Raw genomic sequence first — 11,945 nt, 5'->3', positions numbered from 1 at the left:
TGGCATCATGGTACCCATGAACGTGTCTGGATTGATGTTCTTTTATATACGGGCTTGCGTCGTGGTGATGCGGTACGAATTGGCTGGAAAGATGTCAAAGACAATATTATTCATCTCAAGACAGAGAAAAGTAAATTCCAAACAGATGTCTTTCTACCTATTTTACCGGAATTAGCCAAAACGCTTGAAGCTGGTCCTATTGGAGTAGAAACATTCATCTGTAGTAAAACTAATCAAAAACTCTCCAAAGAAAGCTTTGGCGATACATTTAGAGACGCTTGTAATGCTGCTGGAATTAAAAAATCGGCGCATGGATTAAGAAAATTAGCAGCAACACGCGCAGCTAACTCTGGTGCAACAGTATCACAATTGAAAGCACTCTTTGGCTGGACAAATGATGCTATGGCATCTCTTTACACAAAGAGCGCAGACCGTAAAAGGTTAGCTATAGAGGCGATAAAAAAGCTTCAAAAAGATGAGGGATAGAGGCAAAAAAACTCAATAGAATCAAGATTCACCTATTCCCCCATATTAGACATAACTATTTTATTTTACTTGCTTTTTATATACCCTTTACGAACAGCGTCGCAAAATAGGCTTGGATACCTTGAGAGATATTTCTATAAGACAATGTATCTAGTTCTCTCATGATCATAATCCTCAATCTGATAAAGTTGAAACAAACAATAGGATTGCGAATATGATTTAGGGAGCTCATCTGAAAGATGAAAAATGATAAAAAATTCCGCTATAACAATTGAAGAAGCGAGCATTCGTTGAGCCGTAACTTCTTTATTTTAGAATTTTTATATCACACTTTACTGTTGAGATGCATGACCACGGTCTGTAACATCAAGCTTTGGCGAGAAAAACATTTCAGTATCTGCTTGTAAGACATTTTGACAGTTTTTAGATTCCTTAACAGCTTGTCCTGAAAGAAAACACCTCGTTCCCCATTCTTCTTTTAATTTTGCATCTTTTTTAAAATCTTCTACGCTATAGTTTTTTTCACACCCCACGACGAATAATAGAGCCGTGCATAATAAAATAATTTTTTTTCATTTTATCCCTCTTTAAATATCTTATCTGTTAATATCATCCCCCAAAATGAGGGTTGAATTTTCACACTGTATGAGAATACAGCCTCACTATCACTGACTTGCTTTCAAAGTGAACACTCTGAGTAAAATAACGAAAAGAAGAGCTCACAATAGCTATCATATGAGTTTGTCATAAAATACAATGAGAAGGAAAGAGCCCAAACTAAACACAAATGACGAAATCAGAAGGCGCATTAATGCTTTTGTCCAACTAATTTCAAATAGTTACATTGCAATAAGCATCGCCCCTAGCCCTATAGAAAGCCTATGAGCATTATAATATTTAAGTCTCACGATCAATGGATGACAAAGCCATAACAAAAAAGTATGAGCTCTTTTTACCTATTTGTATGTTGATTATTGTTCCCCCATCGAATGCTTAAATAGAAACGTTTTACGGTACATAGAAAACAATCAACAAGGCAAATCATTTTTACGAAGATTTCTTCGTGTAGAGTCTACTTGAAATCCATCCATCTTTTAGAAATCTGAATTTAGAAGCAGATAATTATGAAAGCTTTTCAAGGAATGCAACAGATTGATCACTTTTAAAGAAGTAAAAAACGTGATCCAATCCTGAAGATAAAATTCTGATGAAGAAAACTTTTGCTAGGAATTCTTTTAAGGCATTGTAAAATATTCTATCAGTTATATCAAACGTTATCCCATTTTGGGGGCTGTTCATTTTTCACTTTTTCAACTTCGCTCTAGAAATCCGTTTCTTGAGCGTTTTTTATCGTCTCACTTTCTCCTTCAAACACAAATACTCAAAAATGCTTTGCCACCAACAATGAAGTTTTCCTGCTTGTATAAAACACATAAGTAAAAATAGAAGAGCGATTTTGAGAGCAAACCTCCCTGAAAAAGGAAGTATCATCCATTTACTTCATAAACGAAAATAATCTCACGGTTTATTCAAATTTGCTCTATGGTTTGGTACAATTTTATTGATAAAGCTTTCTCTATAAAGATTTAAGTAAATATGTTCGTTAAAACCAATCACGGACTTGCAAAGGGGTTGTAAGATCCATTATCTCTCCGCCATTTTAAAGGTTCAGTGAAATCACTTGACCAAAGACCAATCTTGTTGCCACGTGCTTTTTCTTCCGCATGATGATACTGGGCTGGAATAGGATTTTTTCCCTCTTTTGAGAGTACCAACATACCTTCTGTAAGACCTGCCTCAGCTAAATCAACCCCTTGAACAAAACATTGCGCATAATAAACACCATTGTGCATCAAAGCCTGTTTACAGGATAAATCCTGCCCAAGTGTTTTGGTGACAAGCCAAGCCATTGTAACCACACCACAGGGCCATTCTTGATCATTTAATCTTGCTTTTTGACGGGGTGCACATGTGTCTACACCATAAAGATGAATATCACGGATGATATGTGATCGCCAAGATTGTGCAGAAGGCGTCAGTAATTTAAATGTAACCCCACTTGTAACAGAGGCCTTACCATGAAAAACAACAGCATTATTTGCAACATCGTTTAATGAAACACTCTTCTGCAAATCGAGATCTGATTCATTTTTTTCTAATTGCTGTTTGGTGATAAATTTACCCAACTTTTTTTCTTCTCGATAGAGATCGACAATATCTTGTATATCTTGCGTCTCAAATGTCTTAAGAATGCTGAAATCCATTTTATCTTTATATTGGCTTAATCCCCACACTATGGAACCCATAATGTAAACAATAACAATCAATTTAAATAGCATTTCTTAACACGCTCGCTCAAAAAATTCATTGTTTTTCTATCCTTTCACATTATTTATCAGCAATCCCCTTGTTTTTAAAGAAAAAATTCAAATATCTGTGTTGCATATTAACTACACTTTGTAAAGAATAATATTCCTTCTTGCATTGTTTTAATATTGTTGTTTTTGCAAACGAGTACAACTTAAAATTGCCATTTTCATGTAGCACAATCTCAATTTGAAAAGACTTCTGTCTCTTTAAGAAGAAGAGCTTGAGAGTGAACAGATCCACGATCAAGGCTTTTAAAACAAACAAATGAGGAGAATTAAACTGTCATCAAATGACAACACTCTCCAGTTTGTTAGAGGCAATGGAATGTCGACATATGAACAAATATTATTTGTTAAAGAGAGGTAAAATGACAGATAATAGATTCCAAAACATCATTTTTATCGTGACCATGCTGCTTTTTACGGCAGTTTTTGTATCTGATCTTTCTTATGCTGCTCCTGCTGCTAGTGGAGGTGGTTTCGGGAATCTTGATGGTGTTTTAGGCAACATTGTCGCAATGATGACGGGTGCAACGGCAAAGCTTATTGCAATTATATGTGTTGCTGCTGTGGGGATTGGTTGGATGTACGGCTTTATTGACTTACGCAAAGCAGCTTACTGTGTTCTGGGGATTGCTATTGTTTTTGGTGCCCCTGCTCTCGTTGGTAAATTAGCGGGCACAACATAAATGAACGAAGATACTCTTTTCCTTGCCTGTACGCGCCCAGCCATGTTTGCTGGTGTTACAATGGAAGCGATGGCGCTTAATGTCATGGCGACATCCATTCTTTTCATTTTGACCAGTGATTTTACCATGTTTGGTCTTGGGATTGGGATACACTTTATTTTGCGAGAAGTGACAAAGTATGATCACAACCAATTTCGCGTATTATTTGCATGGCTCAATACCCGAGGAAAACAAAAAAACCTCAACAGATGGGGAGGAGGTTCGACCTCCCCTTTACGCCTTATCCGCACTTATAAGGAACTAAGCTGAAGGAACGAAGCCGGTGAAACAGATGTCAATAATGAAACGGGAAACTTTGCCTGAAGAATATATTCCCTATATACGCTACATCAACCAACATGTCGTTGCTTTAAATTCACGTTGTTTAATGGTTGTGTTGGCTGTTGAGGGTATAAATTTTGACACTGCGGATATTGATCAATTAAATTCTTTACACAACCAATTAAACACCCTTTTAAAAAATATCGCAGACGAACGGCTTGCTTTATATTCTCACATCATCCGCCGCCGTGAAACGATATACCCAGAAGGTCATTTTCTTTCATCTTTTGCAACAACATTAGATGAAAAATATAAAAAGAAAATGGTTTCACAAGAACTGTATAGAAATGATTTGTTTATTTCACTGCTTTGGAATCCGGCAGCGGATAAAACAGAAAAGCTGGTTTCATTTTTTCAGCGCTTGAGCAAAGCGAAGAAAACACAATCTGAACCCGATGAGGAAGCTATTCGTAAACTCGAAGAGTTAAGTCAAGATCTTATGCAAGGTTTGGAAGAATATGAAGTCCGTCTGCTATCAATCTATGAACATGAAGGACTTTTATTTTCCGAACAAAGTGAATTTCTCCACCAGCTGGTAGGGGGAAGACGTGAGCGTATTCCTCTCACATTTGGAACTATTGCTTCAACAATTTACTCAGATCGTGTTATTTTTGGGAAAGAAATTATCGAAATTCGCCATGAAAGCAATGAACGCTTTGTGGGCATGTTTGGATGGAAAGAGTATCCTTCTAAAACACGCCCAGGTATGACTGATGGTCTGCTTACGGTGCCATTTGAATTCATTTTAACACAATCCTTTGTCTTTAAAAGTAAGGCAGCCGCCAGTGCGATTATGAGCCGCAAACAAAATCAAATGATCAATGCAGCTGATCGTGCTAGCTCACAAATCGATGCACTAGATGAAGCGCTAGATGATTTAGAATCAAACCGTTTTGTTTTGGGAGAACACCACATTTCTTTAGCTGTTTTTGCTGATCATCCCAAAATATTGTCTGAAAACTTATCAAAAGCACGTTCCCATTTAACCAATGGAGGAGCGGTGATTGCCAGAGAAGATTTAGGATTGGAAGCAGCATGGTGGGCACAGCTTCCTGGAAACTTTAGCTATCGGGCGCGTTCAGGCGCCATTACTAGCAGAAACTTTGCCGCTTTATCGCCTTTCCATTCTTTTCCCGTTGGCAAACTGAACGATAATGTTTGGGGAGCTGCTGTCGCATTGCTAAAAACACAGGCTGGTTCACCTTACTATTTTAATTTTCATTATGGCGATCTTGGAAACACGTTTGTTTGTGGTCCATCGGGATCCGGTAAAACAGTGATTGTTAATTTTCTTCTTGCACAATTACAAAAACACAATCCAACAATGGTTTTTTTTGATAAAGATCAAGGAGCAGAGATTTTTGTACGGGCTGGAGGAGGGAAATACAAACCTTTAAAAAATGGGCAGCCCACGGGTATTGCTCCCTTAAAGGGCATGGAATACACCGAAAAAAATAAAATCTTTCTTCGTAATTGGATCTTAAAGCTGGTAAGCGCTGAAGGGCAAATCGTAACAGAAGAAGAGCGACAAGATATCGCCAAAGCTATTGATTCCTTAGAAAACTTACCCCCAACCCAGCGCTCTCTTGGTGCACTTCAACTGTTTTTTGACAACACATCCAAAGAAGGGATTGCCATACGGCTGCAACGCTGGATTAGAGGCAATGATTTAGGATGGGTTTTTGATAATGATCAAGATGATCTCAATTTAAATGCGCAATTCATTGGATATGACATGACCGATTTCTTAGACAATGAAGAAATTCGGCGTCCCTTAATGATGTATCTCTTTCACCGCATTCTTGATTTGATTGATGGGCGGCGCATCATTATTGTCGTTGATGAATTCTGGAAAGCTTTGGAAGATGATTCATTCAAAGCTTTTGCTCAAGATCGGCTAAAAACAATCCGTAAACAAAATGGCATGATGCTCTTTGCAACACAAAGCCCTAAAGATGCTTTGAACTCAACAATCGCGCACACAATTATTGAGCAGTGCCCCACTCAAATATTTTTTCCAAATCAAAAAGCAAATTATAATGATTATGTCGAAGCTTTCAAACTTACTGAGCGTGAATTTGAACTGATACAGTCAGAATTAAGCAGAGAATCCCGTCGTTTTCTCGTCAAACAGGGGCAAAGTTCCGTTGTTGCAGAACTTAACTTACGTGGAATGAATGATGAGATCGCCGTTTTAAGCGGCACAACAAAAAACATTGAACTCATGAATGAAATTATCAACGAATATGGAGCTGACCCTGACAAATGGCTGCCCATATTTTATCAAAGGAGAAAAAATCAATGAAAAAATATGGCTTAGTTACACTGTTATCTTTTTCTTTTATTTCTCATGCAATATCACAAACGACACCCGATGCGGAGGAATATTATAAACAAGCACTCGAGAACACACAAAAATTAAATACTGCAAAATCAGAAACAGCTGAAACCATTTATAAGACTGCAACAGATACTGCAAAAAAAATTAAAGAAATAAGTCAACAGCTTGAAAATATTAAATCAAAACCAGAAAAAAAACCAGAAGAATTGCAAGCCCTTCAACAAGAGATTCAAGTAAAGCTTTCTCTTCTTCAAGCAGATCTTCAAGTAAGTTCTTTAAAACTTCAGTCTCTCGATATGATTCAAGCAAGAGATACGAAAACAAAAGATGAATTACGTGAAGAAAAGGAACAACAAAAGCATAAACATCTTGAGGCACAATTAAAAGAAAAAGAAAAACAATTAAAAGAAAAACTTGAAAGTACGAATACAAATGTCAGACTTTAGTTTTTCTCCCTTTGAAAGCGTTTCTGGGTATATTTTAAAACCCTTAGATAATGTGATGGACACAACGGTGAGTGGGCTATCTTCTGCTATTTCAGCGCCCTTAAATCTCGCTGCAATCATTTTTATCTTTCTTTATGGCTATAATGTTATGACAGGTCGCGTTGCGCTTTCCATGCATAGTCTTCTCAATAATGTTGTTAAAATCGTTGTTGTTACAACAATGGCAACGAATGCGGATACATTTAATACTTACGTCAAGGATATTTTCTTCAAAGATTTATCCAACGCTATTGGGAATGCGCTTAACAGCAATCCTGCAAGCTCCAATGTTTTTGATTATATTTTGTTAAAGGCAAGTTCGCGCTATCAAGAAGTCTTATACAATGCTTGGTTTTTTGAAAAGATCATTGTGGGTCTTCTTGGTTCTATCATGCTTCTCGCGGTTATTCTTTTTTGTATAGGTGGTTTTATTGTGCAAATGTTTGCACAAGTTGCACTCGTCATGATTATAGGTCTTGGTCCTCTATTCATTAGTTTGTATTTGTTCAATGCAACGCGAAAATACTCCGATGCATGGATTACAACTTTGATCAATTTTACCATTTTACAAGTTCTCGTGATCATGCTTGGAACCATTATATGTCAAGTTATCCTACAGGTTCTCAAAGTTTCATATGAATCAATCTATGTTCTTTTCCCCCCTGTCATCGTCATTTCGATCATAGGGGTTATTATCTTCCGTGCGCTTCCCGGTATTGCAACAGCGCTGGCCTCTGGCGGACCATACTTTAACACTGCTGTCTCTTCAGGAGGACAGGTTTTCACAATGCTTGCCAATAGTGCAAGAGCGAGTGGGAATGCAATAAAAAGTGCCACTTTACAAATCTCAGGAGCTGCCGGTAAAGGTGCGGCAGGTGCGGCGGCAAAAGCAGGAAGATCCGGAGGTGGTCGTGGTCGATTTTAAGATAAAGCACCTCTTTAAAAGAATAAGCATTTTTGTTTTTGCCTTGCGTGCGCCCTTTGGCGCACGCACCATGATCTTTTTCCATGAAAGATCTAGCATCTTGGGTCTTACAACAAAACCAATCAAAATCTTGCATCATATAAATTTGTAAAAATGTTCAGAATAAAGGCTCTCATGCATTGTATTCCAAGATATTTGTGAGTTCAAAAAATGAAACGAAAAATAACTTTTGTTATGGTCCTAACAATCGCTCTTACTGGTTGTGCCTCTTTGAGTGGCCCTAAAAAACCACCACGCTGTAATGGCAAACATACACGTGCTTTAAATAAAGATAAGTGGAATTGGGACAATAAAAACGTTGTCCACTCAGAAAAGAGCGTAAAGCCTGTTACCACTCCCATCATTCTCAATACTTTGGAAAGTGAAAAGGTAACAGCCAATTTGGCACTCAATTCAGCTTTATTAAAGCCGGTTATTCATGAAGCACGATCTGATAAAAAAGTGGAGGTTATGCGTGAAAAGTGATGCCCTTGAAGAATATATAAAAGAAGCGCGCTCATTTGACATTGATCGCATGCATAGCATGCGCGTGCGGATGAAAATTTCCATGGCTTTAACAGTGCTTTTGGGATTGATGACGATTGCGCTGGCTTTAGCTGTCGCAGCTTTGACGCCTTTGAAAACAGTAGAGCCTTTTGTTATCCGCGTTGATAACTCAACAGGCATTATTGATACTGTAAGCGCCCTAAAAGAATCCCCTAACGACTATGATGAAGCGATAACGCGTTATTTTGCCAGCCAATATGTTCGTGCTCGTGAAGGTTTTCAAGCATCCGAAGCAGAAAACAATTTTCGCTTAGTTTCTCTTTTATCTTCTCCAAAAGAACAAAACCGTTTTGCAAAATGGTACGCGGGCAATAATCCAGAAAGTCCGCAAAATATTTATCATAACATGATTGCTACGGTCACAATCAAATCAATCTCTTTTATAAGCAAAGATCTTATCCAAGTTCGTTACTATAAAACGATCAGAGACTTTAATGAAAAAGAAAATATTTCCCATTGGATTTCAATCTTAAATTTTTCCTACGTGAACGCACACATTTCAACGTCTGATCGTCTTATCAACCCTCTTGGTTTTCAAGTATCGGAATATAGATCTGATCCAGAGGTGATAAAATGATCAGACTTTTACAAACAATCTCTTTAATTTTTACGATCACTTTCAGCTTTCACACAGTTCTCTCACTTGCAGAAACAGCGCCTGTCAGTGCACGTAAAGATAACCGCATCAGATTTGTCAATTATGACCCCTACAACGTCGTACAAATCATTGGCTCCATTCGCTCTTCGGTTCAACTAGAATTTGCCGTTGATGAAGAAGTAACCTATGTAGGAATTGGAAATTCGGTTGCTTGGCAAGTTGCTCCGGCTGGACACTTTGTTTTTCTCAAACCACGTGAAGTCCAACCTGTGACCAATTTACAAATTGTCACAAGCCGCCAAGATGGAACACAACGCTCTTATCAATTCGAGCTACAAGTCCGTGAAGGTGATGTTTCAGCCGGCAATGAGACGTATTTCTTGGTAAAGTTTCGTTACCCAGAAGATGAAGCATTACGTAAGAAATTAGCCGAAGCAGAAAAAGAAAAACAACGTGAAGAAAACTTTGTCAATGATATTTTAAATATCCATGAAGATTTTGGACCACGCAATTGGGCTTATGAAGCCCAAGGCTCTTCCCTTATTGAACCCGCTTCTGTCTATGATAATGGGAAAACAACAACCTTTATCTTTTTAGGCAACATTGAAATCCCTGCCATTTACATTGTATCGCCTGATGGGCAAGAAGCGCTTATTCCCAAATCGATTAAAGGCAACAAAGTTATTGTTCATGCAACAGGTGCACAATTCACGTTACGACGTGGGAATGAAGTATTGTGCATCTTTAATAAAAGGTTCGTACCAGAAGGAATTAATCCTGAAACAGGTACGACATCACCATCTGTACAACGTAAAATGAACCTAGGAAGCAGCCATGAATAACACCGTGGATGAAAAAAGCATTAATGATCGCGATACAATAAAAAATGCTCAAGGGAAAAGTCAACAGAACAATGTGGGGAAAGCTATTGCTCTTATTATTCTTTTCAGTGTCTGTCTTTATTTAGCCTATTCAACACTTGTTACAGACAAAAAACAACCAATTGAATCTTCAAAAGAAGGAAACGTTATAAAACAAACAGAGCTTTTTCGCCCTGCAAAGCCTACCCCTCCCCCCTTTGAACAGCCTCAACGAAATAACGCTCTATTACCAAAAGTCGAGCTACCAACACCAAACATCAATCAATTAAATTCTGATAACTCACTGCTGGAAGCAGCACAACGTGCTCCTGTATTAGCTTATGCAAGTACACAACAAGGCAAAATAAATTCACAAACAAATAATGGTGTTTTGCCTCACCAACTTGAAAGCAAACCTGATGAAATAACACAACGTTTTAATCATCTTCTTAAACCCACAGTGCTTGAAGGTATTCGTGCTTCAACCCTTGGCAATCGAAACTACATCATCGCGATGGGAACGTCTATCCCTTGTATTTTAGAAACAGCCATCAACAGTGATCAACAAGGTTTTGCCAGTTGTATTGTTTCCAGAGATATCTTATCAGACAATGGTCGTGTTGTCCTTCTTGATAAAGGCACCCAAATTGTTGGTGAATATCGCGCCGGATTGAAAAAAGGCCAAACACGTCTCTTTGTACTATGGAATAGAGCAAAAACCCCCAATGGTATCATTATATCCTTAGCTTCACCGGCAACGGATGCTTTAGGGCGTTCTGGTATGGATGGAGATATTGATAACCATTGGCTTGAGAGGATTGGGTCTGCGCTTCTTGTATCACTAATAAAAGATGTAACACACTATGCCAATAAACGTTTATCAAAAAAACAGGAAAAAGAAGAAACTGAAACAGTCTCTTCAGGACAAAACATCGCAAACATTCTCGTAGAAAATTACGCCAATATTCCTCCAACATTATCCAAAAACCAAGGGGAAATGGTGAATATCTTTGTTGCCCGCGATTTAGATTTTTCCAGCGTTTATAAATTGAAAGTCATCGAAAACAAAAAACAGATTATCAATCGAGCTGTTTCAAGAAACTTTTACAAAAATTCGGCGGTAACTTTAGAATGAACTCAAACTTACATACCATGAGCGATGAAACCGTTGCGATTGTTCTCACAAAACTTGAACCCATCAGTACTTTTTTGAAAGATGATAGTCTCTTTGAAATTGTTATCAATCGTCCCTATCAAATAATGACTGAAGGGTTTGATGGATGGAAAACAATAGAAGCTCCGGCTCTCTCTTTTAATGAGCTTATGGGGATTGCGAAAGTTGTCGCATCCTATTCCAAGCAAAACATATCGGACAAAAACCCAATATTATCTGCAACGCTACCAGGCAATGAGCGTATTCAAATTGTCATTCCGCCCGCTGTCGAAAAAGACACGATTAGTATGACAATTCGTAAACCGTCATCGCAGAGTTTTTCTCTCGAAGAGCTCGCAAATAAGGGCCTCTTCTCGCTATGTGAACGGGTATCTTTCACGCCCTTGCATGACTATCATTCTCGTTTTAACGAACTCAAAATCATCGAGCATAACTTAGCTCATGCCTACTGTAATAAAGACTTTGTCTCCTTTTTAAATCAAGCTGTAGAATGCCAAAAAAATATTTTAATTGCGGGAAAAACCGGTTCGGGTAAAACAACATTATCAAAAGCATTAATCGCAAAAATCCCTCAAGAAGAGCGTATTATCACCATCGAAGACACACAAGAATTGGTGATACCACACCCTAACCATGTCTCAATGTTCTATTCAAAAGATGGACAAGGCTTAGCCTCCGTTGGCCCCAAAGAGTTGCTTGAATCATCTTTACGGATGCGTCCTGATCGTATTCTTTTGCAAGAACTTCGAGATGGTACAGCCTTTTATTATATCCGCAATGTCAATTCAGGTCATCCAGGCTCCATTACAACGGTTCATGCCTCAACAGCCCTTGCAGCCTTTGAGCAGATGACCCTTTTGGTCAAAGAAAGTGAAGGCGGTGGTGATTTAGAGCGTGATGATATTCGAGGACTGTTGATTTCAATGATTGATATCATCATCCAATGCAAACGGATTGAAGGAAAATTTAAAGTCACAGAAATTTATTACGATCCCTTCAAACAACGAAACATCTTTGGAGGGGACTAAAGG

At 38.2% G+C, this 11,945-nt stretch carries 13 protein-coding genes; 11 read left to right on the top strand and 2 right to left on the bottom strand.

All coding sequences use genetic code 11. From position 1 onward, the window contains the following. The coding region (locus tag ACFIK3_RS07645) for a tyrosine-type recombinase/integrase (RefSeq protein WP_375660323.1) at nt 1-486 on the top strand (486 nt) is incomplete at its 5' end. Nucleotides 487-818: 332 nt separating this feature from the next. On the opposite strand, the gene ACFIK3_RS07640 is transcribed toward ACFIK3_RS07645, so the two are convergent. Continuing rightward, nucleotides 819-1,049 (bottom strand): EexN family lipoprotein, encoded by a 231-nt coding sequence (locus tag ACFIK3_RS07640; RefSeq protein WP_375669797.1) that lies wholly within the window; start codon nt 1,047-1,049, stop codon nt 819-821. A gap of 1,050 nt (nt 1,050-2,099) precedes the next feature. Beyond that, entirely contained in the window at nt 2,100-2,825 is a 726-nt protein-coding gene (locus ACFIK3_RS07635) for a hypothetical protein (RefSeq protein ID WP_375643565.1), read from the bottom strand. Between the two features lie 398 nt (nt 2,826-3,223). Between ACFIK3_RS07635 and ACFIK3_RS07630 the strand changes: the two genes are divergently transcribed. The 10 genes from ACFIK3_RS07630 to virB11 all read left to right on the top strand — a co-directional run bounded on the left by ACFIK3_RS07630 (nt 3,224) and on the right by virB11 (nt 11,942). Next, nucleotides 3,224-3,544 (top strand): TrbC/VirB2 family protein, encoded by a 321-nt coding sequence (locus ACFIK3_RS07630; protein ID WP_273790962.1) that lies wholly within the window; start codon nt 3,224-3,226, stop codon nt 3,542-3,544. Continuing rightward, a complete protein-coding gene (locus ACFIK3_RS07625; RefSeq protein ID WP_273723684.1) occupies nt 3,545-3,853 on the top strand; it encodes a type IV secretion system protein VirB3 in 309 nt (102 codons plus the stop codon). Nucleotides 3,854-3,875: 22 nt separating this feature from the next. Next, entirely contained in the window at nt 3,876-6,230 is a 2,355-nt protein-coding gene (locus ACFIK3_RS07620) for a VirB4 family type IV secretion/conjugal transfer ATPase (protein WP_375637760.1), read from the top strand. Continuing rightward, a complete protein-coding gene (locus tag ACFIK3_RS07615; protein WP_375657849.1) occupies nt 6,227-6,712 on the top strand; it encodes a type IV secretion system protein VirB5 in 486 nt (161 codons plus the stop codon). The genes ACFIK3_RS07620 and ACFIK3_RS07615 overlap by 4 nt, the downstream gene beginning before the upstream one ends. Beyond that, nucleotides 6,699-7,676 (top strand): type IV secretion system protein, encoded by a 978-nt coding sequence (locus ACFIK3_RS07610; protein ID WP_273790982.1) that lies wholly within the window; start codon nt 6,699-6,701, stop codon nt 7,674-7,676. Before ACFIK3_RS07615 ends, ACFIK3_RS07610 begins: the two co-directional genes overlap by 14 nt. Nucleotides 7,677-7,886: 210 nt before the next feature. Continuing rightward, the gene (locus ACFIK3_RS07605) at nt 7,887-8,201 is read left to right on the top strand and encodes a type IV secretion system protein VirB7 (protein ID WP_273790959.1); all 315 of its coding nucleotides are present in this window, start codon (nt 7,887-7,889) and stop codon (nt 8,199-8,201) included. Beyond that, nucleotides 8,155-8,859, top strand: coding sequence for a virB8 family protein (locus ACFIK3_RS07600; RefSeq protein WP_273790958.1), 705 nt, complete (start codon nt 8,155-8,157; stop codon nt 8,857-8,859). Before ACFIK3_RS07605 ends, ACFIK3_RS07600 begins: the two co-directional genes overlap by 47 nt. Next, nucleotides 8,856-9,722, top strand: coding sequence for a P-type conjugative transfer protein VirB9 (gene virB9 / locus ACFIK3_RS07595; RefSeq protein WP_273790957.1), 867 nt, complete (start codon nt 8,856-8,858; stop codon nt 9,720-9,722). Before ACFIK3_RS07600 ends, virB9 begins: the two co-directional genes overlap by 4 nt. After that, nucleotides 9,715-10,875: a type IV secretion system protein VirB10 gene (gene virB10 / locus ACFIK3_RS07590; RefSeq protein WP_375631334.1), complete on the top strand. Its 1,161-nt coding sequence runs from the start codon at nt 9,715-9,717 to the stop codon at nt 10,873-10,875. Before virB9 ends, virB10 begins: the two co-directional genes overlap by 8 nt. Further along, nucleotides 10,872-11,942: a P-type DNA transfer ATPase VirB11 gene (gene virB11 / locus ACFIK3_RS07585; RefSeq protein WP_375676495.1), complete on the top strand. Its 1,071-nt coding sequence runs from the start codon at nt 10,872-10,874 to the stop codon at nt 11,940-11,942. The genes virB10 and virB11 overlap by 4 nt, the downstream gene beginning before the upstream one ends. The last annotated feature ends 3 nt before the right edge of the window (nt 11,943-11,945 follow it).

This window comes from Bartonella sp. CB10SXKL (assembly GCF_042195515.1).
Taxonomy (GTDB): Bacteria; Pseudomonadota; Alphaproteobacteria; order Rhizobiales; family Rhizobiaceae; genus Bartonella.
The sequence above is the reverse complement of the archived record's forward strand: the minus strand, read 5'-3'. Positions and strand labels throughout refer to the sequence as shown.

Coding starts and splice junctions, on each gene's coding strand:
- ACFIK3_RS07635 (WP_375643565.1), bottom strand. CDS start 2,825: ATGCTATTTAAATTGATTGTTATTGTTTACATTATGGGTTCCATAGTG.
- virB9 (WP_273790957.1), top strand. CDS start 8,856: ATGATCAGACTTTTACAAACAATCTCTTTAATTTTTACGATCACTTTC.
- ACFIK3_RS07615 (WP_375657849.1), top strand. CDS start 6,227: ATGAAAAAATATGGCTTAGTTACACTGTTATCTTTTTCTTTTATTTCT.
- ACFIK3_RS07605 (WP_273790959.1), top strand. CDS start 7,887: ATGAAACGAAAAATAACTTTTGTTATGGTCCTAACAATCGCTCTTACT.
- ACFIK3_RS07630 (WP_273790962.1), top strand. CDS start 3,224: ATGACAGATAATAGATTCCAAAACATCATTTTTATCGTGACCATGCTG.
- ACFIK3_RS07620 (WP_375637760.1), top strand. CDS start 3,876: ATGTCAATAATGAAACGGGAAACTTTGCCTGAAGAATATATTCCCTAT.
- virB10 (WP_375631334.1), top strand. CDS start 9,715: ATGAATAACACCGTGGATGAAAAAAGCATTAATGATCGCGATACAATA.
- ACFIK3_RS07610 (WP_273790982.1), top strand. CDS start 6,699: ATGTCAGACTTTAGTTTTTCTCCCTTTGAAAGCGTTTCTGGGTATATT.
- ACFIK3_RS07600 (WP_273790958.1), top strand. CDS start 8,155: ATGAAGCACGATCTGATAAAAAAGTGGAGGTTATGCGTGAAAAGTGAT.
- ACFIK3_RS07625 (WP_273723684.1), top strand. CDS start 3,545: ATGAACGAAGATACTCTTTTCCTTGCCTGTACGCGCCCAGCCATGTTT.
- virB11 (WP_375676495.1), top strand. CDS start 10,872: ATGAACTCAAACTTACATACCATGAGCGATGAAACCGTTGCGATTGTT.